The sequence below is a fragment of the Comamonas terrae genome, assembly GCF_001544075.1.
GTDB classification, from domain to species: domain Bacteria; phylum Pseudomonadota; class Gammaproteobacteria; order Burkholderiales; family Burkholderiaceae_C; genus Comamonas; species Comamonas terrae.
The window spans coordinates 33152-54448 of the sequence record NZ_BCNT01000019.1; the positions used below are offsets into that span (position 1 = coordinate 33152).

Genomic DNA, 21297 nt, shown 5'->3' on the forward strand with positions numbered 1-21297 from the left:
CATGGCGTTCACCTCAGCTTCAGGGTCGACAGACCCAGCAGGCACAGCAGCATGGTGATGATCCAGAAGCGGACCACTACCTGGGTTTCCTTCCAGCCGCTCTTTTCGAAGTGATGGTGCAGCGGCGCCATCTTCAGCAGGCGCCGGCCTTCGCCGTAGCGCTTCTTGGTGTACTTGAACCAGCTCACCTGCAGCATGACGGACAGGGCCTCGACCACGAAGATGCCGCCCATGATGGCCAGCACGATTTCCTGGCGCACGATCACGGCAATCGTGCCCAGGGCCGCGCCCAGGGCCAGCGCGCCCACGTCGCCCATGAAGACCTGGGCCGGATGGGCGTTGAACCAGAGAAAGGCCAGGCCCGCGCCGCCCATGGCGCCGCAGAAGACCATCAGCTCGCCCGAGCCCGGGATATGCGGAAACAGCAGGTACTTGGCGTAGCCGGCATTGCCGGTCACATAGGCGAAGATGCCCAGCGTGGAGCCGACCAGGATCACCGGCATGATGGCCAAGCCGTCCAGACCGTCGGTCAGGTTCACGGCGTTGCTGGCGCCCACGATGACCAGGTAGGTCATGATCACGAAGCCGAACACTCCCAGCGGATAGCTGACTTCCTTGAAGAAGGGCACGAGCAGGCCGGCCTTGGGCGGCAGGTCCATGGAGAAGCCCGACTGAACCCAGGACACGAACAGCTCGAACACCTGTGCGTTGGTGTTCTCCGACACGCAGAACACCAGGTACAGCGCGGCCAGCAGGCCGATCGCGGACTGCCAGAAATACTTCTCGCCCGAGCGCATGCCTTCGGGGTCCTTGTTGACCACCTTGCGCCAGTCGTCCACCCAGCCGATGGCGCCAAAGCCCAGCGTGACCAGCAGCACGATCCAGACGAAGCGGTTGGACAGGTCGAACCACAGCAGGGTGGACACGGCGATGGAGAACAGGATCAGCACGCCGCCCATGGTGGGCGTGCCGCTCTTGACCAGGTGCGTTTCCATGGCATAGCCGCGCACGGGCTGGCCGATCTTGAGCGCGGTGAGCATGCGGATGGCCCTGGGGCCGATGAACAGGCCGATCAGCAGGGCCGTGACGGCCGCCAGCACCGCGCGCAGCGTCAGGTACTGGAAGACGCGCAGAAAACCGAAATCGGGCGACAGGCCTTGCAGCCACTGGGAGAGCATCAGCAGCATGCGGCCTCCCCGCAGGCGCGCTGCCCCTTGTCCGCGCAGGCTTCAATGGCCTGCACCACTTGCTCCATCTTCATGAACCGAGAACCTTTGACCAACACGCTGCCCACTTCGGGCAGCACTGCGCATACGACCTGCACAAGGGCCTGCATGCTATCGAAATGCCGGGCTTCGCCACCCTGCCCGCTGTTGAAGGCCGCGGTGGCATATGCGCTTTGCGCGCCCAGCGCAAAGAAGCGGGGAATGCCTTGCTGCCGTGCCAGCGCACCGGCCTCGGCATGGAATTGCGGGCCGTTGTCGCCCACCTCGCCCATATCGCCCAGCACCAGCAGCTGGGGCGCGGGCAGCTCGCGCAGCACCTCGATGGCCGCGGCCACCGAATCGGGGTTGGCGTTGTAGGTGTCGTCCACCACGGTGACCGGGCGCCCCTGGACGGACACCGCCAGCGCGCGCGAGCGGCCGGTGACCGGCTCGAAACCCGACAGCCCCTGCGCAATGGCGGCCAGCGGCACGCCGGCCGCATGGGCGCAGGCCGCAGCGGCCAGCGCGTTGCGCACGTTGTGGCGGCCGGCGATGTGCAGCTGCACCGGAGCCTGGCCTTGCGGCGTATGGAGCTGCATGGCCCAGGCGCCTTCGCGCCAGGCCACGTCCGAGGCGAACACCTGGGCGCCGTCCTCGGCGTCTCCGAACATCAGGCAGGAGCGGCCGGCGGCCAGCCCGGCCCACAGCGCGGTATAGGTGTCACCCGCAGGGAAGACAGCCACGCCATCGGCCGGCAGAAAGGAGAGAACCGAGCCGTTCTCGCGCGCCACGGCTTCCACCGTGTGCATGAATTCCTGGTGCTCGCGCTGGGCGTTGTTGACCAGGGCCACCGTGGGCTGGCCGATGGCGGCCAGTTCGGCAATCTCGCCGGTATGGTTCATGCCCATCTCCAGCACGGCGATGCGATGCCCGGCCGTCATGCGCAGCAGATTGAGCGGCATGCCGATGGAATTGTTGAAGTTGCCGCGCGTGGCCAGCGCCGCGTCGCCCGCTCCGCCGACATGCGCCCGCAGGATGGAGGCAATCATCTGCGTGACCGTGGTCTTGCCGTTGCTGCCGGTCACCGCGATCAGCGGCACATCGAACTGGCCGCGCCAGGCACGCGCCAGTGCCCCGAGGGCCGCCAGGGTGTCGGGCACCTCGATGCCGGACAGGCCGGCCTCGGCCAGGCCGTGCGATGCCAGTGCAGCCACGGCCCCCGCGGCCTTGGCCTGGGGCAGGAAATCATGGGCGTCGAAACGCTCGCCCTTGAGGGCTACGAACAAGTCCCCGGCCTGCAGCGTGCGCGTGTCGGTATGCACGCGCGCCAGCAGGGTCCGGCCGTCGCCAATCAGGCGGGCCTGGGGGATATGCGCCTGGAGCAGCTCCAGCGCTTTTTCCAAGGTCATCATGACCGTTTCTTTCCTTCGCGGGCCGCCAGCGCCTTGTGCGCCTCGGCCATGTCGGAGAACGGATGGCGCACGCCCTTCGTCTCCTGGTAGTCCTCATGTCCCTTGCCGGCGATCAGCACCACGTCGCGCGCATCGGCGCGGGCCAGGGCCTCGGCAATGGCCGCCGCGCGGTCGGCCTGGACATGGAGGTTTTCACCCGCACGCATGCCGGCCAGAATCTGGTCGATGATGCGTTCGGGCACTTCGCTGCGCGGGTTGTCACTGGTGACGAGCACGCAGTCGGCATAGGTCTGGGCGGCCTGCCCCATGAGCGGGCGCTTGGTGTTGTCGCGGTCGCCACCGCAGCCGAACACGCACCACAGCTTGCCGCCGCGCTGGCGGGCCGCAGGCTGCAGCGCCTGCAGCGCCTTCTCCAGCGCATCGGGGGTATGGGCATAGTCCACCGCCACCAGCGGCTGCCCGCTCCGGGCAATCTGCTGCATGCGGCCGGGCACGGGTTCCAGGTGCGCGCAGGCGGCTGCGGCCTCCTGCAGGCTCAGCCCCAGGCTGCGCAGGGCCGCGAGCACACCCAGCAGATTGGATACGTTGTACTGGCCCACGAGGCGCGTGTTCATGCGCAGGCTGTGCTCTGCAGTCGCGCCGGCTTCCACCACGGTGAAGGCCAGGCCTTGTTCTTCCAGGCGGATGTCCCGGGCCTGCAGACGCGCCGGGCCCTGGAGGGAAACGCTCCACAGATCGAGCGGCCGGCCCTGCAGACCGGCCCAGAGCCGGGCGCCGTGGGCATCGTCCACATTGACCACGGCGGCCTGCAGGCCGGGCCAGTCGAACAGCGCGGCCTTGGCCCGCCAGTAGGCGTCCATGCTGCCGTGGTAGTCCAGGTGGTCCTGGGTGAAATTGGTGAACAGCGCCACGCGGATGCGCGTGCCGTCCAGGCGGTGCTCGACGATGCCGATGGACGAGGCTTCGATGGCGCAGGCGGCCAGACCCGCATCCGCATATTCGCGGAAGGCGCGCTGCAGCCGCACGGGGTCGGGCGTGGTCAGGCCCGTGTATTCCAGATGGGGCGGTACGCCAACACCCAAAGTACCCACCAGCGCAGCACCGGCACGCGCCTGCAGCTTCACTTTCGACAGCGCATGCGCAAGCCACCAGGCCGTGGTGGTCTTGCCGTTGGTGCCGGTCACGGCCAGCACCTCGATCTCGCCGCTGGGATGGGCAAACCACTGGTCGGCGATCAGGCCGGTGGCGGCCTTGAGGCCCTTCAGCGCGGCAATGCGTTCGCCCTGCAGCGCGAACGCCTCCAGGCCGTCGGCCTCCACGAGCACGGCGGCCGCGCCCTGTTCCAGGGCCTTGACCACGTAGGCGCGGCCGTCGGTGGCCGCGCCCGGCCAGGCGATGAAGGCATCGCCTGCGCCCACCTTGCGGCTGTCGGTCTGCAGGCTGCCCGCCACCTGGCTGCGCAGCCATTGCACGGCTTCGTCTACCGAGGCCAGCACGCGCACGGCAGTGCCGGAATTCGAGGATGTGGCATTCATAGGGCCGGCTCCTCCACCGGGTTGGCCACGATCAGCGGCTTGACTTCCATATCGGGCTGCACGCCCATCAGGCGCAGCGTCTGCTGCACCACATCGCTGAACACGGGCGCGGCCACCGTGCCGCCGTAGATGCTGAGCTGGGGTTCGTCCACCATCACGGCGACGATGATGCGCGGGTTCTCGATCGGCGCCATGCCCGTGAACCAGGCGCGGTACTTGCCGGCCGCATAGCCCTTGCCCTGCTGCTTGCGCGCCGTGCCGGACTTGCCGCCCACCGAGTAGCCCACGGTCTGGGCCTTCTGGCCAGTGCCGCCCGGGCCGGCGGCCATGGCCAGCATCTTGCGCACCTCGTCGGCCGTGCGCGGCGAGAACACGGGCACGCCGATGGGCGCCTCGTTGATGCGCAGCATGGTGGCCGGAATCACGCGGCCGCCGTTGGCGAACGTGGTGTAGCTGCGCGCCATCTGCAGCAGGCTGGCCGACAGGCCGTAGCCGTAGCTCATGGTGGCCTGCTCCACGGGACGCCAGGTCTTGTAGGGCCGCAGGCGGCCGCTGGCCGCGCCGGGGAAGGCAATCTGCGGCTTCTGGCCGAAGCCCACGGCCGAGTAGGTCTCCCACATGCTTTGCGCGCTCAGCTGCTGGGAGATCTTGGTCGTGCCCACGTTGCTGGACTTCTGGATCACGCCGGCCACGGTCAGCACGCCGTAGTTGTGGGTGTCCGAGATCGTCGAGCCGGTCACGTTGATGCGGCCCGGCGTCGTGTCGACGATGGTCGTTGGCTTGAACTTGCCCGTCTCCAGCGCCAGGGCGATGGTGATGGGCTTCATGGTCGAGCCGGGCTCGAAGGTGTCGGTGATGGCGCGGTTGCGCAGCTGCTCGCCGGTCAGGTTCTTGCGGTGCCCGGGGTCGTAGGTCGGATAGTTGGCCAGCGCCAGCAGCTCGCCCGTATGGGCGTCCATGACCACCACGCTGCCCGCCTTGGCCTTCTGGGCCAGCACCTGCTCCTTGAGCTTCTGGAAAGCGTAGTACTGGACCTTGCTGTCGATCGACAGCTGGATGTCCTGGCCGTCCTGCGGCGGCACCTCCTCGCCCACGCCCTCGACCACGCGGCCCAGGCGGTCCTTGATCACGCGGCGCGAGCCGGGCTTGCCCGCCAGCTCCTTGTCGAAGGCCAGCTCCATGCCCTCCTGGCCATGGTCTTCCACATTGGTGAAGCCCACGACATGGGCCGCAGCCTCGCCTTCCGGGTACTGGCGCTTGTATTCCTTGCGGTTGTAGATGCCCTTGACATTGAGAGCCAGGATCTTCTGGCCCACATCCCAGTCGAGCTGGCGCTTGATCCAGACGAAAGTCTTGTCCTCGTCGGCCAGCTTCTTCTGCAGCGTGGCCAGCGGCATGTCCATGAGCTGGGCCATGGTCTTGAGCTTGGCCTGCACCTCGGGGTCGTTGTGGTCCACGTCCTCCGGGATCGCCCAGATGCTGGCGGCCGGCACGCTCGATGCCAGGATCAGGCCGTTGCGGTCCAGCAGGCGGCCGCGGTTGGCCGGCAGCTCCAGCGTGCGCGCAAAGCGCACCAGGCCCTGGCGCTTGAAGAAGTCGTTGCCGAACACCTGCACATAGGCCGCGCGCGCGCCCAGGCCCAGAAAGCCCAGGCCCAGCATGGCCACGATCATCTTGCTGCGCCACAGCGGCGTCTTGGACGCCAGCAGGGGACTGGAGGTATAGAGCACGCTGCGCGTCATCGGGCCGCTCCTGCCGTGCCGGATCCGTCCTGCACATACTGCGTGATGGCAGGCGTGGCCGATTTCATCTGCAGGCGCTCGCGCGCCAGTGTCTCGATGCGCTGCGGCGTGGCCTGGGCGCGCTTTTCCACCTGCAGGCGCTGCTGGTCCGTGGCCAATTGGCGTGCCTGGGCCTCGGCGCGGTCCAGCTCGGTGAAGAGCTTGCGCGACTCGTACTGGGTGTGCACCAGAAAAATGGCACTGGCCATGACCGCCAGCAGCAGCAGCAGATTCAGGCGCAGCATGGCATGCCCTCCTCTTCGCTGCCGGGAATCAGCGTGCGGCGCCTCATGCGGGCGTCTCCGTGCGTTCGGCCACACGCATCACGGCAGAGCGCGAGCGGGGATTGCTCGCCACCTCGGCCTCGCCGGGCTTGATGCGGCCCAGCGCCTTCAGCCGCATGGGCTGGGGCGGTGCGAAAGGCATGCGGCGGTCGTAGACCTCCTTGGAGTGCTTGGCGATGAACTGCTTGACGATGCGGTCTTCCAGCGAATGGAAGCTGATCACGACCAGGCGCCCGCCCGGCGCCAGCACGCGCAGGCTGGCCTCTAGCGCCTGCTCGAGCTCTTGAAGCTCGGCATTGATGAAAATCCGAAGAGCCTGGAAGGTGCGTGTTGCCGGATTCTGCCCAGCCTCACGGGTCTTGACCGCGCCAGCCACGAGTTCGGCCAGCTCGGCCGTTGTGCGAAGTGGCCCCTGGGCCTCGCGCCGAGCAACAATCGCCTTTGCAATGGGGCCAGCAAACCGTTCTTCACCGTAGTCACGTATCACCTCCGCAATCTGCTGCATCTCCGCCTCGGCCAGCCACTCGGCCACGCTTTGGCCGCGCGTGGTGTCCATGCGCATGTCGAGCGGACCGTCAAAACGGAAGCTGAAGCCCCGGTCCGGGTTGTCGATCTGGGGCGAGCTCACGCCCAGATCCATCAGCACGCCCTGGACGCTGCCTTCGGGCAGTTCGTCCAGATGGCAAAAGCCTTCATGCCTAATCGAAAAACGCGCATCGGTGATGCGCGCCGCTTCTGCGATGGCGTCCGGATCCTTGTCGAACGCCTGCAACCGCCCTTGCGGCCCCAGCCTCTGCAATATGAGCCGGGAATGCCCTCCGCGGCCGAAGGTTGCATCCACCCACTGCCCCGACGGCTGCGCGCCGGCGCCGCCCAGCAGCGCGTCCACGGCTTCGTCGAGCAATACGGTGATATGTTGCAACGGCTGGTTCACAGGCACGTCTCTTCCTAAAAAACAAAATCCTGGAAAGCCGCAGGCATCTCCTGCTGCATGGCTTCCGCTTCGCGTGCTTCATAAGTGGCCTTGTCCCACAGCTCGAAATGGTTGCCCATGCCGAGTAGCACCACTTCCTTGGTCAGACCTGCAGCCTCGCGCAATTCAGGGGACACCAGCAGACGCCCGGTCGCGTCCATCTCCGCATCCATGGCATTGCCCAGAAAAATCCGCTTCCACCACTGGGCGTTCATGGGCATCTGCGCGATGCGCTCACGGAACTGCAGCCATTCGGGGCGGGGAAACAGCATCAGGCAACCGTGGGGGTGTTTGGTGAAAGTGACCTGGCCTTCGGCCATGGCCATGAGGGCGTCACGATGCCGGGTCGGCACAGAAAGCCGCCCCTTCCCATCGAGATTCAGCGAAGACGCCCCTTGAAACACGGTCAGCCACCCCGGTCGATTGGAGCCATACACGCTCGACCACCGAGATCGTGAAGGCAGTTTTCACCACTTAATTGCACTTTTTTGCACTGTAGCAGCAATTCTAGGCGACTCCAAACCCGCCGGGACAATTATTTGCAATGAAATCAACGACTTAGACGCCACGCAGTCAGGCAGCCGTCAAAAAAACCCTTCCCCCACAAGCACTTAGCAGAACCTGTGCATGTGGTCTCTCAATAGAAAGACTCAATTGCAACGATTCACTTCACCTTGGGCGGGTTAGACATGCAGCGCTTTTTCTACAAACGCAAACTGCCCGCCAAGGCGGGCAGTCCGGTCCGGGCCAGAGGCCGGAATCAGAGGATGAAGCGCGACAGGTCCTCGTCCTGGCTCAGCATCTGCAGGCGCTGGTCGACATAGGCTGCGTCTATCGTCACGGTCTGGCCGGCAAGTTTGGCCGCGTCGAAGCTGACTTCGTCGAGCAGGCGCTCCATGACAGTGGACAGGCGGCGCGCGCCGATGTTTTCGGTGCGCTCGTTCACCTCGAAGGCAATCGTCGCCAGCCGCGTGATGCCCTCGGGCGTGAACTCCAGCGTCACGCCTTCGGTAGCCAGCAGCGCCTGGTACTGCTTGACCAGGGAGGCGTGAGTCTGCATCAGAATCGCCTCGAAGTCCTGGACCGACAGGGAATCCAGTTCCACGCGAATGGGAAAGCGCCCCTGCAGCTCGGGAATCAGGTCGCTGGGCTTGGACAGATGGAAGGCACCCGAAGCGATGAACAGGATGTGATCGGTCTTGACCACGCCGTACTTCGTGGAAACGCTGGTGCCCTCCACCAGCGGCAGCAGGTCGCGCTGCACGCCCTGGCGCGAGACGTCGGAGCCGCTGGTCTCCTGGCGCGTGGCCACCTTGTCGATCTCGTCGATGAAGACGATGCCGTTCTGCTCGGCATTGACGATGGCGCGGTTCCTGACATCTTCCTCGTTGACCATCTTGGCCGCTTCCTCGTCGGTCAGCAGCTTCAGCGCCTCGGCAATCCTGAGCTTGCGCGTCTTGCGCTTTTCCTGGCCCAGCTGGCTGAACATGCCGCGCAGCTGCTCGGCCATCTCCTCCATGCCCTGCGGGCCCATGATCTGCACCTGGGGCGGCTGCTCGGCGACGTCGATCTCGATTTCCTTGTCGTCGAGCTGGCCCTCGCGCAGTTTCTTGCGAAAGACCTGGCGCGCCGTGCTGTCGGCCGCCACCTCGCCGGTACGCGCCTGGGGAATCAGCACGTCGAGGATGCGTTCCTCGGCCGCGTCCTCGGCGCGGGCACGCATTTTCTTCATGTCGGATTCGCGCGTCTGCTTGACGGCCACCTCGGCCAGGTCGCGGATGATCGCATCCACGTCCTTGCCCACATAGCCGACTTCGGTGAACTTGGTGGCTTCCACCTTGATGAAGGGCGCATCGGCAAGCTTTGCCAGGCGGCGCGCGATCTCGGTCTTGCCCACGCCCGTGGGGCCGATCATCAGAATGTTCTTGGGCGTGATTTCCTGGCGCAGGCCATCGGCCACCTGCTGGCGGCGCCAGCGGTTGCGCAGCGCGATGGCCACGGCGCGCTTGGCGCCGCCCTGGCCGACGATGTGGTTGTCCAGCTCGGAGACGATCTCCTGGGGAGTCATGGCAGACGACATGGAAAATACTCGATCAAATAAGCCTCTGACGCTTTGCAGGCAAGCGAAAGCAGCTATGAATTCAGGACTGAAAGAAGCTTACAGCGTCTCGATGGTGTGGTTCATGTTGGTATAGATGCACAGCTCGCCGGCAATCGCCAGCGACTTGCGCACCACCTCCTCGGCCGACAGCTCGGTGTTGTTGAGCAGCGCCTTGGCCGCCGAGTGCGCATAGGCACCGCCCGAGCCGATGGCCACGATGCCCTGCTCGGGCTCCAGCACATCGCCGTTGCCCGTGATGATCAGCGAGGCCGTGGCATCGGCCACGGCCAGCATGGCTTCCAGGCGGCGCAGCACGCGGTCGGTGCGCCAGTCCTTGGTGAGTTCGATGGCCGCACGCGTCAGGTGGCCCTGGTGCTTTTCCAGCTTGGCCTCGAAGCGCTCGAACAGGGTGAACGCATCGGCCGTGGCGCCGGCAAAGCCGGCCAGCACCTTGCCGTGGTAGAGCTTGCGCACCTTGCGCGCCGTGCCCTTGACGACGATGTTGCCCAATGTGACCTGACCATCACCGCCGATGGCGACCTGTACGCCTTCGGGAGTCTGGCGGCGCACGCTCAAAATGGTGGTGCCGTGAAACTGTTCCATAGAACAGCCAGATGGGGGCCGCCCCATCCTGCCTCAAGAGGCCCGGCAAATTTAATTTGCCGAAAGCACGGGCGCGCTCCAAAGCCGAGAAGGACGGGCAAGCACCGCCCTGGGGGAAGGCGCACGGCGCCCCGGGGGATCAATCTCGCCGTGGAAGCACCTGGGCGTGTTCCTGGATGCCGATCACATTGAAGAACACCGCCACCAGCTGGTGCAGCTGGCTCAGCTGCAGCACATGGCCCAGCGACTGCATGGCCGAAGCCCAGTTCAGCACCGAGCCGGCTGCCGCGAAGTCCATGCGCACCAGATGCCTGCAGTCGATCACCACGGTCTCGCCGAGCACGGCCTTTTCCTGGATCGATGCCAGCCAGGGCAAGGCATCGCCTTCGATGACGCCCTGCAGCGCAAACTGAGGTGCCCGCTCGCGCCACAGCACATCGGGCGGCAGGGTGTCCTCGAACGCCTGCGGCGCTGCCAGCGCCAGCGCCTGCCCCTCCAGCAGGGACTGGCAGACCGGATCGCTCCAGGAAGGCGGCGACAGTTCGTAGGTCACGCAGTATTCGAGGGCTACCAGCTCGAAATCATCCGGCAGGTTCATCAGGCGCAGCACGGCCAGGCGCAGATGCCACCAGCCGCTGTCCACCTCGCCGGCCAGCGAGGGCGTGCTGCGCGCCAGCAGGTCCAGCAGCACCTGTGCCCTGCCGAAGACAAACTGGCCGGGCGCATCGGCCCACCGGTGCGCCAGGGCTTCGAGGGCCGGCACGGCTTCGGGCGCAATCGCCTCCAGCGCGCCCCAGTCCAGGCTCCAGGGCCCGGCCGTGCGCGCCTGCATCGCCTGCAGGCCGGCCACGCCCTGCACGGTCAGCTGGGCCGGCGCGCTCCAGCGCGCACACCGGGCCTCGGCCGGTGCCGTGTCCGTGGTGCGCAGCCCGCCATCTTCCAGCGGCATGGCAAACCACTGCGGGGCCGAGCGCCCGAAGCGGCTTGCAAAATCGATGGCTGCCTGCTCGAATTCGGCCTGCCAGCCTGCGGCACGGTACAAGTCCAGCAAGGCCAGCCAGACCGGCAGCTGTGCGGGCACGTCGTGCGCGCGGCGCCGGATCAGCTCCTGCAGGCTGTCCCGGGCAAATTCGGTGTCTCCGTTGGCGAAGACAATGGCCGGCTCCTCCAGGTCCACATCGTGCTCGAAGCGGACAAAGGACGGAGGCACCATGCCCGCCTCGGCCGGCGCGGACACTTCGGTCGGCGCGAACGCCGGTGCAAAATCGGTTTCCCCGGCCAGACCCTGCATGCCCATCAGCGCGGGCGACAGCTTGGGAGGCAGGGGGCGGGTCATGCCGAAGGCGGCGCCCATGCCCCGGGTCGCCACCTCTTCGGGCACCACATCGCTGAGCAGAGGCAGCGTGCTGCCCGGAGGAGGTGCGTGGAAGGAAGATGGCGCCGGATTGCCGCCGTCGGGCAACCGCATCGGCATGGTGGTGGCATCGGCGCTTTGCTTGCCACGCCACCACTGCTGGGACATCTGGGCCTCGATCTCGTCGATCTTGCGCAGCGTCACGGCGCGCTCGCCGGGGTGGGAGCTGCTGTGCAGACTCTGCAGAAAAGACGAAACCGGCACCGCGGGGGTGCCGGATACGGAAGCCGGGCGCGCGCTCTGGGCCAGCTGGGACTGGCGCAGCTTGCGCAGCTGGTCGAACTCGCGCTTGCGCGCAAAGTCGTTCTGGCGCTTGCGCTCCAGCATTTCCTTGAGCGCCTGCTTGCTGTACTGGCTCTCTGGCTCGTCGTCGAGAGTATCCAGATCGGACCAGTTGACCGTCGGATGGCGCACAAAGCGCACCACCTTGGAAAGCAACCGGTTCGATCGAGTCTCTTCTTTGGCCATGGTCAGTCCACTATGGCGCAGCCCCAGGGGCTGCGCCTGATGCATCTCAATCCCCGTACATCTTCTGCTTGAGCTCGCGGCGCTGCTGGGCTTCCAGCGACAGCGTGGCCGTGGGGCGGGCCAGCAGGCGGCCGACGCCGATGGGCTCGCCGGTCTCGTCGCAGTAGCCGTAGTCGCCGGCGTCGATGCGGGCGATGGACTGGTCGATCTTCTTGAGCAGCTTGCGCTCGCGGTCGCGCGTGCGCAGCTCCAGCGCATGCTCTTCCTCGATGGTGGCGCGGTCGGCGGGATCGGGCACCACCACGGTGTCTTCACGCAGGTTTTCCGCGGTTTCGCCCGCGTTCTCGTGCATGTCGTTCTTCAGGGCGACCAGCTTACGGCGGAAGAAAGCCAGCTGCACGTCGTTCATGTAGTCGTCGTCGGACATAGCCAGCACGTCGGCATCCGTCAGCTCCTCCACCGATTTGGTCTTCCAAGCATTGGCCAGCTTGGGATCTTTCTTCGTCGCAGCTTGCTTTGTGATGGGCATAGTTTTCGTATCGCTAATAGTGTCCGGTCCAACGCCTGTGGACGAGGCCATGGATGGTACTGTCAATCGGGACTGCTGTGCGAAATGCGTTGCAGGGCGCTTGGGTATGGACAAGGCGGAACAATTCCGCCGCGCTGCAGGCGCCAGGTCCGGCGCTGCCGGGCCTGCGTCCGCCAAAGAGGTCCGGAGACTGCGAAGATGGACGGCCCACGCGGGCGCCCAGGGCCGGTATGGCGGCCTTGGCGCTCCTGGGCTTGTAGTGGCATCCAGCGCTCACGTCCTGTCTCCTCACAGCACTGTGATCAAACCAGGACCGGTCTGCTCCGGCCCTCTTTAGGGGCGGCATTGTATCGACGCTTGCTCTCCCCTCCCGCCCGCGTTGTGCATACCCCACAAAACCACGGGTGTGCCCCATCCGGCAATTTAGTGTGCGTCAAACAAAACGGCCTGCATGCAGGCCGTCAGTCAGTGTCAGAAAGCGCCCCGAGCAACGCTCGCATGCTTCTTTTTTCCTGGACTCAGACCAGGCACTGCTCCAGACCCTGCTGGAAGATATCCTGCGGCAGGTCGATGCCGATGAAGACCATTTTGCTTTCACGCTTTTCGTCCGCGGCCCATTCGGGGCCCAGATCGCTGCCCATGAGCTGGTGTACGCCCTGGAAGATCACCTTGCGCTCCGTACCCTTCATGTTGAGCACGCCCTTGTAGCGCAGCATCTTGGGGCCGTAGATGTTCACGATGGCGCCCAGGAAGTCCTCGAGCTTGGCCGGATCGAAGGGCCGGGACGCGCGAAAGACGAAGCTCTTCACATCGTCGTCGTGGTGATGGTGGTGGGGATGGCTGCAATGCTCGCCATGCTCGTGGTCATGGTGGTCGTGGCCGCAGTGCTCGTCGTGCTGGTGGCCATGGTCGTGATCGTGATCGCAGTGGCCGTGCTCATGGTCGCAGTGGCTGTGGTCGTGCTCGTCTTCCTTGAGGAAGTCGGGGTCGATGTCCAGCTTGGCATTGAGGTTGAAGCCACGCAGGTCGAACACATCCTTGAGCGGCACGTCGCCGAAATGCACGGCCGTGATGGGCGCGCGCGGGTTCATGTGCTTGAGGCGGTGGATCAGCGCGTCCTTTTCGGCCTCGGTCACCAGGTCGGTCTTGGACAGGAAGATCTGGTCGGCAAAGCCCACCTGGCGGCGCGCCTCCTGGCGGTCGTCGAGCTGCTGGTTGGCGTGCTTGGCGTCCACCAGCGTGATGATGGAGTCGATCAGATAGGTTTCGGCGATCTCGTCGTCCATGAAGAAGGTCTGGGCGACAGGGCCGGGATCGGCCAGGCCCGTCGTCTCGATCACGATGCGGTCGAAGTCCACCATGCCCTTGCGCCGCTTGGCAGCCAGCAGCTGCAGGGCTTCGCGCAAGTCCTCGCGGATGGTGCAGCAAATGCAGCCGTTGCTCATCTGCAGGATCTGCTCCTTGGACTCGGTCTTGAGAATGTCGGTGTCGATGTTCTCCTCGCCGAACTCGTTCTCGATCACGGCAATCTTCATGCCGTGGGATTCGTGCAGCACGCGCTTGAGCAGCGTGGTCTTGCCCGAGCCCAGAAAGCCCGTGAGGATGGTGACAGGAATGAGAGCCATGCGTTGAAACCTCTTGCAGCGGCCGGGAGCAAACGCCCGGCCCGAAACGTCAAGCTGGGGAGTGTAGCGATGAAATCAAGCCCTCCCTGAGCCGCTGCGCGGCATCCCCGGGGGGACGATGGCCTTTGCCGGGGCCGCCCCTGCGGCGGGGCGGCTCTCTCTGACCTGGGCTGCGCCAGCTTTCCGGGCCGTGGGTATTCAGTCGTCACCGGCCTGATCGGGCGGGTCGCTGGCAGGTCCTTGGGCCGGTGCCTCCTGCCGGTGTGCTCGCGGATGCGCGTTTTCGTAGGCCTGGGCCAGATGCTGGAAATCCAGCCGCGTGTAGACCTGGGTGGTGGAGATGCTGGAATGGCCCAGCAGCTCCTGCACGGCGCGCAGGTCGCCGCTGGACTGCAGCATATGACTGGCGAACGAGTGGCGCAGCACATGCGGGTGCACGCCGGACGCCAGGCCCGCCTGATGGCCGCGCTGGCGCAACCGCGCCCAGACCGACTGGCCCGACAGCCGGGCGCCGCGGCGGCCGATGAACAGTGCCGGCTCCTGCCGGGCGGCCAGCTGCGCCGCCCCGGCCAATCCGCTGCTGCGCATGGCCAGCCAGCGCCGCAGAGCCTGCAGCGCCGCCGCGCCCACAGGCACGATACGGCGCTTGCCGCCCTTGCCCTGCACATGGGCGTCGCCGGCTTCCAGGTCGATCCAGCCCCTGCCCTCGGCCTGGGTGCGCTGGTCGGGCCGCACGTCCAGGCCCACCAGTTCGCCTACGCGCAGGCCGCAGCTGTAGAGCAGCTCGGTCATCGCGGCGTCGCGCGCCTCGCTCCAAGGATCGGCATCGGGGTTTTGGTAGCTGGCCAGCTGCACGGCGTCGTCCACGCCCAGGGCCTTGGGCAGCGGCTTGGGCACCTTGGGGCCGCGCACGCCTTCGACGGGATTGAACGGCACCAGATCCTGCTGCGCCGCCCAGCGGAAAAAGCTGCGCCAGCCCGACAGGATCAGCGCAATGCCGCGTGCGCTGCGGCCCTGGCTGTGCATCTGGGCCGCAAAGCGGCGGATATGGGCGGGCTGCAGCGCCAGCAGCTCGGCCCCCGCCTCTGCCGCCATGGCCTGAAGCCGGATCAGGTCCAGCGTGTACAGCGTGTGCGTGCGCTGCGCGAGCCGCTTTTGCACGCGCACTTGCTCCAGATAGTCCCTGGCAGCCTCTGGCAGGCTTGCCGCCTGCTCCTCGAAGGAGAGCTGTTCAGCCTTGCCAGGCGCCACCATGGACGTGCTTCAGCCGTGAGCCAGGCTCAAGGGCGACAGGCGCATGCGCGACAGCGAGGCGCTGGCCAGCTGGGCGATGCGCGAGAGAAATTCCGTGCCCATGGTGGCCTCGAAGCGCGTGGGATCGGGCGAGCCCAGCACCAGCATGCCGAAGGCATTGGTCGTGCTGTCCATGGCGCCGTCGTGCAGGGTCAGCAGCGCCACCGACTGCACGGAATCAGGCTGGGAAAGCCAGCCCACGGGCTCGAAGCCCATGTTGGGGCCGCAGAACGGCATGGTCAGCGAGGCTGCAAACGCCTTGGCGTCCTCGCTCACGCCCATGGTGTAGACCGTGCCCGAATGCATGCCGGCCACGTTCCACAGGCGCAGCGCCACCTGCGGGATGTCGAAGACGCGCTGCAGGCTGGCCGTCGCCGCATGCGGCAGCTCGCGCAGGTCCTGCACCTTGGCCAGCGCGCAGCCCCATTGCTGGATCTTGTTGGCGATGCTGGTGTTTTCGCTGCCGTGGCGCATCATGTCGATGATGCGGTGCTCCAGCACCTTGATCTTCTCGCGCAGCATCTCGGCCTGGCGCTCCTGCAGGCTCACCGCGCGCGGGCCGTGGCTGCTGACCAGCTGCACGCCGGCCAGCAGTTCGGCATGGCGCTCGAAAAACTCGGGGTTCTGATACAGATAGTCGGCAATCGCGTCTTCGGTCAGGGCTGTGTCGGTAGTGCTCATAGCGTATCGGGAATTTCGATCTGTCCTTCAAAAACGAATTCTGCCGGGCCTGTCATGCGAACGCTGTCGCCGGCGCCGCCCGCCCACTCGATGGTCAGCAGGCCTCCGTGGGTGTGGACATGAACGCGCGCATCCAGCAGGCCCCAGCCGATGCCGGCCACCACGGCGGCGCAGGCGCCGGTGCCGCAGGCCAATGTCTCGCCGGCGCCGCGCTCGTACACGCGCAGCCTGATCTCGCCGCGGTTCACGACCTGCATGAAGCCGGCATTCACGCGCTGGGGAAAGCGTGTGTGCCTTTCTATCAGCGAGCCCCAGGCGGCCACGGGCGCCTGCTCCACATCATCCACCAGCTGCACGGCGTGCGGATTGCCCATGGAAACGGGCGCTATCCATACCGTAGCTGCCGACGCAGAGCCATCCAGTGCCAGCGGCCATTTTTGTGTTGTACCCAGAGCTTCGGGAGCCAGCCCCCGGATATCGAAGGGCACCTTGGCCGGCTCCAGCTCGGGGCGGCCCATGTCCACGGTCACGCGGCCGTCGGCATGCAGCTCGGGCGCGATCACGCCGGACAGCGTCTGCACGCGGATCACGCGCTTGCCAGTCAATCCCTTGTCGTGCACGTAGCGCGCAAAGCAGCGCGCGCCATTGCCGCATTGCTCCACCTCGCCACCGTCGGCATTGTGGATCACGTACTCGAAGTCCACGCCTTCCGAGGGTGCGGGGCGTACGGTCAGTATCTGGTCGGCCCCGACGCCGAAATGGCGATTGGCCAGATAGCGGTATTGCGCGGCGGTCAGGCCCAGGCGTGCCCGGGTTTCATCGAGCACGACAAAGTCGTTGCCCGCGCCCTGCATCTTGGTAAAGCGGATCTGCATGATGGCGCCCATTATCCTACCGAGCCGGCCCGGCCGCAGCCGGGTCGCGCCGGCGGCCGGGCGCCGCCGCGGCCTAGTGATTTCCCGCAGCTGCCCCCTGGTATGCGGCCCGCGCTGTCCAGCCCGCTACAGGAAGGCCGTGGCGCCTGCCCATAATGGGCGCATGACCCGCACCAGCCAGCTTCTGCATCCGCAAGTCCAGCCCGTAGAACCCCGCCACGCCTCCACCGTCCTGCTGCTGCGCGACTGCGCCGACGGCAACGGCTTCGAGGTGCTGATGACCCGGCGCTCGGAACAGGCCAGCTTTGCCTCCAGCGCCTATGTGTTCCCGGGCGGCGGCATCGAGGAACAGGACGCCACGGCGGCCGCCCATGCGCTGGCCCGCGCACGCGCTGCGCAGCGGCAGACGCCGGACGCGCTGCGCGTGACCCAGGCCCTGGCCGGCCTGCGCGAAACCTTTGAGGAACTGGGTATTTTGCTGGCCTATGACGCTGCCGGCCGCCCCGTGGAACCCGCCGAGGTCGCGCAGCTCGACCGCCACGCCCCGCTGTACGAGCAATGCCGCGCCCGCGGCTGGCAGCTGGCCGTGGACCAGCTCTGGTATCTGGCGCACTGGACGGCCGACCGCACCCTGCCCAAGCGCTTCAGCGTGCCGTTCTTCGTGGCGCGCATGCCCGAGGGGCAGATTCCCGAAGCCGACGGCACCGAGCAGTTCGAGCCGACCTGGATCCGCCCCCAGGACGCCGTGCAGCGCTTCGAGGCCAGGACCCTGAGCCTGCTGTTTCCCACGCTGCGCACGCTGCAGCACCTGGGCCGCTACGCCAACACCGACGCCGTGCTCGCCGCGCTGCAGGGCGAGCAGCCGCTGTGGCAAAGCTGCCCGCGCACCGGCTTTGTCGACGGCCGGGAAAAGCGCCATATGGAAAGCGACATGGCCTATGGCGAGCTGGAGCTGGTCTGCCCCGACGGCCAGGTGTCGCACCACCTGGACTGGCAGTCCGAACGCGCCGTGCCGCTGCGCAGGAACCTGCTGCGCCTCACCGCGCCCAACCCCGGCACGATGACGGGACCGGGCACCAACAGCTATCTGGTCGGCGATGCGGCCACGGGCTTCATCGCCATCGATCCCGGCCCCGACGAGCCCGCGCACCTGCAGCGGCTGTTCGAGGCTGCCGGCGGTGACATCCGCTATATCGTCTGCACCCATTCCCATCCCGACCATTCGCCGGGCGCCGCGCCGCTGCAGGCCCTGGTGGAACAGGCAGGCCGCGCCCGGCCGCCTGTCATGGGCCTGCCCTCGGCGCCCACGGCGCGCGCCAACAGCCGCTTCAAGCCCGACATCACGCTACGCGATGGAGAGCGCATCGCGCTTGCCGGACAAGGGCCGGAGGGCAAAACAACGCATACGCTGCAGGCCGTGTTCACGCCCGGCCACGCGGCCAACCACCTGTGCTTCGTGCTGGAGGAGGACGGGCTGCTGTTCAGCGGCGACCACATCCTCAACGGCAGCACCACCATCATCAACCCGCCGGACGGCAACATGCTGGACTACCTGGATTCGCTGGACCGGCTCGACGCGCTGTGCGCCGCCCAGGACATTGAGTACATCCTGCCCGCCCACGGCCATGTGCTGGGCAGTGCGCGCCAGGCCATTGCCCGGCTCAAGGCCCACCGGCTCGCGCGCGAGGCCAAGGTGCTCGCGGCCATGCGCACCAGGCCCGACGGCAGCATCCAGGACTGGGTGGCCCTTGCCTATGCCGATACGCCCGAGGCGCTGTGGCCGATTGCCGAACGCTCTCTGCTGGCCCATGTGGAGCGTATCCAGACCCTGTGCCTGGGAGGCTGATGTACGGACGGCGGGCGCCAACTCCGGCTAAGCTCGCGGCATGTCTGAAATCGAAAGCATCCGGCTGGCCAAGCGCCTGGCCGAACAACAACAATGCTCGCGCCGCGAAGCCGAGCTGCTGATCGTCGCCGGCCATGTGCGCGTGGACGGCGAACTCGTGCAACTGCCCGAAACCCGCGTCCTGCCCGCGCAGGTCATCACCGTGGACCAGGGTGCCAGGCCCGATGCCGTCCCCCCCGTCACCCTGCTGCTGCACAAGCCGGCCGGCTACACCCAGTGGCCCCAGGCGCAGCCCGGGCGCAATGCGCCCCGCAACGCGCCGCCCAGCGCCTACGATCTGCTCAAGCCTGAAAACCTGGCCGAGGTGGACACGCCCCACCCCATCAAGGTGCTGCAGCAGCACTTTCGCCAGCTGCAGGCCTTCCTGCCGATTCCGGTGCCGGCCAGCGGCCTGGTCGTTTTCACGCAGGACAAGCGCGTGGCCCGCAAGCTGGCCGAGGAAGGCCAGTGGCTGGAGCAGGAATGCATCGCGGGAGTGGAGGGCAGGATCGCCGACGGCGGCCTGGAGCTGCTCCAATCGGGCCTGCCCGTCCGCGGTAGCCGCCGCATGCCGCCGTGCAAGGTGAGCTGGCAGAACGAGCGCCACCTGCGCTTTGCGCTCAAGGGCATAGCCCCGGAGGAAATCGAGTCCATGTGTGCCGCCGTGGGCCTGACCGTGGTCAGCCTGCGCCGCCTGCGCATAGGGCGCGTGAGCCTGGCGCAGGTGCCCGAGGGACAGTGGCGCTATCTGATGCCCTGGGAGAGGTTCTAGGCCGGGGCAGCTTGCGGCTTTCCTGCCAGCGCCCTGGAAGCCGACATCGTTGCCGAACCGGAATGGCGGAGGATCAAGCCGGCCCCATGGCGACCGGCCGCCCCGTACCCACCATGGGCACGCGGCAAGTCCGCGTCGTCATTCGGCAGAGCAGACAAAGCTGCCGGCATCTTCCACGCTGCCCGAGCCTTTGTACCTGGCGAACCTGGGATAAGCACACAGGGGACGCGTACGGTTGGGATGGTCGGCCTGGGTCGGCAAGGCTCGGGCCGCGATCGTGTCGGGGGCGATGCCCTTTTCCACCCAGTCCACCATGGCCTGTATCGAGTCGAAATTGTCCGTGGCCGGACCGCCCGAGCAATGGTTCATGCCCGGCACCAGAAAGGCCCGCGCGAACTCCTGCGTGCTGGCGATGCCGCCATGGTTGGCCGCCAGCCGCTCGTAATAGTCCACCGTGTCGTTGGCCGAGAAGATGGGGTCCGACATGCCGTGGATGAGCAGCAGCTTGCCGCCGTGCTGGCGAAAGGCCGTGAGCCTGTCGTCGGCATAGGTGTCGTACATGGCCGAGTAGGCGGCCATGCGCGCGGGGTCGGTGTCGAAGTTGAAGCCCAGGGGATCGAAGCCGGGCTGCGGCGGCGTGAAGAACTCGTTGGCCAGCGCATCCGCCATGAGGGTGATGTAGCGTGCATCGGGCGTGGCCGTGGGGGAGCTGCCCAGGGTCCAGGCACGCCAGCCTGGCGCGGCCAGGCCCGGGTCCCAGGGCTGGCCCGCATACAGCGCCTGCCCCTCCGAGTTGCGCGGGCCGGCGAACACCTGGCCCAGCGCGTCCACCTGCTCGGCCGAAAGGCAGTCCGCAGCCTTGGCGCCGCTGCACTGCAGCACGGCGGGATCGAAGCGGCAGGCCTGCGTGTTGTTCACCATGCCGTCGGCCACGCCGTCGGCCGCGTCGCAGGACGACTTCACGGCCTCGGCCACCAGGTTCAGGTCGGCGTTGCTGAAGGCCTTCGAAAGAATGCGCGCACCCGATTCATCCCGGGGCGCGATGGCGTTGAACCGACTCACATTCCACATGGCGGCCACCGTGGCGCCGCTGGACACGCGCATGGCCGGAGCACCGGCCGTGATGGCGTCGAAGTAGTCGGGAAAGCGCTGCGAGAACATCATGCCCTGGCGCCCGCCGCCCGAGCAGCCCGAGAAATATGAGTGCTCGGGCTTGCGGCCGTAGTGCGCCGCGATCAGCGACTTGGCCGTGACCGCCGTCCTGTCGTAGGAGTTGTAGGCGTGGTCGATGCGCGCCTGCGGATCGGCGCCGAAACTCGCCGTGGTTCCGCTGTGGCCGGCATCGGTGGAGACCACGGCAAAGCCCTGCCCCAGCGGAGAAGGCGTGCCGCCCGAGATGCTGGAGCTCAGCGAGGTATCGCGCAGGATGCCGTCGTTGCCGCCACCGCCCAGGAACAGGAAGCGTCCGTTCCAGTCATCCGGCAGGCTGAGCTCGAAGCCGATGGCGTAGGGCTTTCCATCCACGCCCACACGCGGATTGATGCTGCCTGTCACCACGCAATGGCCCGGCAGGAAGTCGCCCGTGGCGGCACCACCAGGGCGCCGGGTGCCGGCGGCCACATAGCGGGCACTCAGCATGGTGTTCTCCAGCCTGGCCGTGGCGGCCAGCCGGGTGCAGGCGGCCGCATAGGCACCATGGGCCGGCGGCCACGCCGGGCCGGCAGCGGCATCGCCGGCGCCATCGCTGCCACCGCAGGCTGCGAGCGCCAGGGGCAGCAGGGCCGCGGCAGGCCAGGCGCCGCGGGTCAGTACATGGCGTGCATGCTGGCGCAAGGGTCGGGTGGTGGACATGGTGCTTGTC

The 21297-nt window shown here is 66.9% G+C and carries 18 protein-coding genes; 2 read left to right on the top strand and 16 right to left on the bottom strand.

The genetic code is table 11. The features are described from left to right. Positions 1–8: 8 nt before the first annotated feature. The 15 genes from mraY to dapF form a co-directional block, all read right to left on the bottom strand. Positions 9–1187, bottom strand: a complete 1179-nt coding sequence (gene mraY / locus Cte04_RS19205) for a phospho-N-acetylmuramoyl-pentapeptide-transferase (protein WP_066482757.1) — start codon at positions 1185–1187, stop codon at positions 9–11. Further along, the gene (locus Cte04_RS19210) at positions 1178–2617 is read right to left on the bottom strand and encodes a UDP-N-acetylmuramoyl-tripeptide--D-alanyl-D-alanine ligase (RefSeq protein ID WP_066482768.1); all 1440 of its coding nucleotides are present in this window, start codon (positions 2615–2617) and stop codon (positions 1178–1180) included. Before Cte04_RS19210 ends, mraY begins: the two co-directional genes overlap by 10 nt. Next, positions 2614–4152: a UDP-N-acetylmuramoyl-L-alanyl-D-glutamate--2,6-diaminopimelate ligase gene (locus Cte04_RS19215; protein ID WP_066482777.1), complete on the bottom strand. Its 1539-nt coding sequence runs from the start codon at positions 4150–4152 to the stop codon at positions 2614–2616. Before Cte04_RS19215 ends, Cte04_RS19210 begins: the two co-directional genes overlap by 4 nt. Then, positions 4149–5894 (bottom strand): peptidoglycan D,D-transpeptidase FtsI family protein, encoded by a 1746-nt coding sequence (locus tag Cte04_RS19220; protein WP_066482784.1) that lies wholly within the window; start codon positions 5892–5894, stop codon positions 4149–4151. The genes Cte04_RS19215 and Cte04_RS19220 overlap by 4 nt, the downstream gene beginning before the upstream one ends. Further along, positions 5891–6178, bottom strand: a complete 288-nt coding sequence (gene ftsL, locus Cte04_RS19225; RefSeq protein ID WP_066482787.1) for a cell division protein FtsL — start codon at positions 6176–6178, stop codon at positions 5891–5893. The genes Cte04_RS19220 and ftsL overlap by 4 nt, the downstream gene beginning before the upstream one ends. Positions 6179–6221: 43 nt before the next feature. Continuing rightward, positions 6222–7151 carry a 16S rRNA (cytosine(1402)-N(4))-methyltransferase RsmH gene (gene rsmH, locus Cte04_RS19230; protein ID WP_066482800.1) on the bottom strand — a complete coding sequence of 310 codons (930 nt, stop codon included), beginning with the start codon at positions 7149–7151 and terminating at the stop codon, positions 6222–6224. A 14-nt stretch (positions 7152–7165) separates the two neighbouring features. Continuing rightward, on the bottom strand, positions 7166–7594 hold the full coding sequence (gene mraZ / locus Cte04_RS19235; RefSeq protein ID WP_066482805.1) for a division/cell wall cluster transcriptional repressor MraZ: 429 nt from the start codon (positions 7592–7594) through the stop codon (positions 7166–7168). Between the two features lie 356 nt (positions 7595–7950). Beyond that, positions 7951–9270, bottom strand: a complete 1320-nt coding sequence (hslU, locus tag Cte04_RS19240) for an ATP-dependent protease ATPase subunit HslU (RefSeq protein ID WP_174522952.1) — start codon at positions 9268–9270, stop codon at positions 7951–7953. A gap of 78 nt (positions 9271–9348) precedes the next feature. Further along, positions 9349–9894: an ATP-dependent protease subunit HslV gene (gene hslV / locus Cte04_RS19245; RefSeq protein ID WP_066482812.1), complete on the bottom strand. Its 546-nt coding sequence runs from the start codon at positions 9892–9894 to the stop codon at positions 9349–9351. Between the two features lie 139 nt (positions 9895–10033). Further along, complete coding sequence (locus Cte04_RS19250) at positions 10034–11776, bottom strand: STAS domain-containing protein (protein ID WP_066482937.1); 1743 nt, start codon at positions 11774–11776, stop codon at positions 10034–10036. Between the two features lie 46 nt (positions 11777–11822). Continuing rightward, positions 11823–12575, bottom strand: coding sequence for an RNA polymerase-binding protein DksA (gene dksA, locus Cte04_RS22085; RefSeq protein ID WP_245633450.1), 753 nt, complete (start codon positions 12573–12575; stop codon positions 11823–11825). A gap of 248 nt (positions 12576–12823) precedes the next feature. After that, complete coding sequence (locus Cte04_RS19260; protein ID WP_066482820.1) at positions 12824–13930, bottom strand: CobW family GTP-binding protein; 1107 nt, start codon at positions 13928–13930, stop codon at positions 12824–12826. 198 nt (positions 13931–14128) lie between these two features. Then, positions 14129–15184: a tyrosine recombinase XerC gene (locus Cte04_RS19265; RefSeq protein ID WP_066482822.1), complete on the bottom strand. Its 1056-nt coding sequence runs from the start codon at positions 15182–15184 to the stop codon at positions 14129–14131. 9 nt (positions 15185–15193) lie between these two features. After that, positions 15194–15904, bottom strand: coding sequence for a DUF484 family protein (locus Cte04_RS19270; protein ID WP_066482826.1), 711 nt, complete (start codon positions 15902–15904; stop codon positions 15194–15196). Then, positions 15901–16779, bottom strand: coding sequence for a diaminopimelate epimerase (dapF, locus tag Cte04_RS19275; RefSeq protein WP_066482942.1), 879 nt, complete (start codon positions 16777–16779; stop codon positions 15901–15903). Before dapF ends, Cte04_RS19270 begins: the two co-directional genes overlap by 4 nt. A gap of 163 nt (positions 16780–16942) precedes the next feature. Here dapF and Cte04_RS19280 point away from each other — a divergent pair, with 163 nt between their 5' ends. Further along, positions 16943–18625 carry an MBL fold metallo-hydrolase gene (locus Cte04_RS19280; protein WP_066482833.1) on the top strand — a complete coding sequence of 561 codons (1683 nt, stop codon included), beginning with the start codon at positions 16943–16945 and terminating at the stop codon, positions 18623–18625. A gap of 40 nt (positions 18626–18665) precedes the next feature. Then, positions 18666–19436 (top strand): pseudouridine synthase, encoded by a 771-nt coding sequence (locus Cte04_RS19285; RefSeq protein WP_066482835.1) that lies wholly within the window; start codon positions 18666–18668, stop codon positions 19434–19436. A gap of 138 nt (positions 19437–19574) precedes the next feature. Here Cte04_RS19285 and Cte04_RS19290 read toward each other — a convergent pair whose 3' ends face one another. Then, complete coding sequence (locus Cte04_RS19290; RefSeq protein WP_157082177.1) at positions 19575–21287, bottom strand: tannase/feruloyl esterase family alpha/beta hydrolase; 1713 nt, start codon at positions 21285–21287, stop codon at positions 19575–19577. Positions 21288–21297 lie beyond the last annotated feature (10 nt).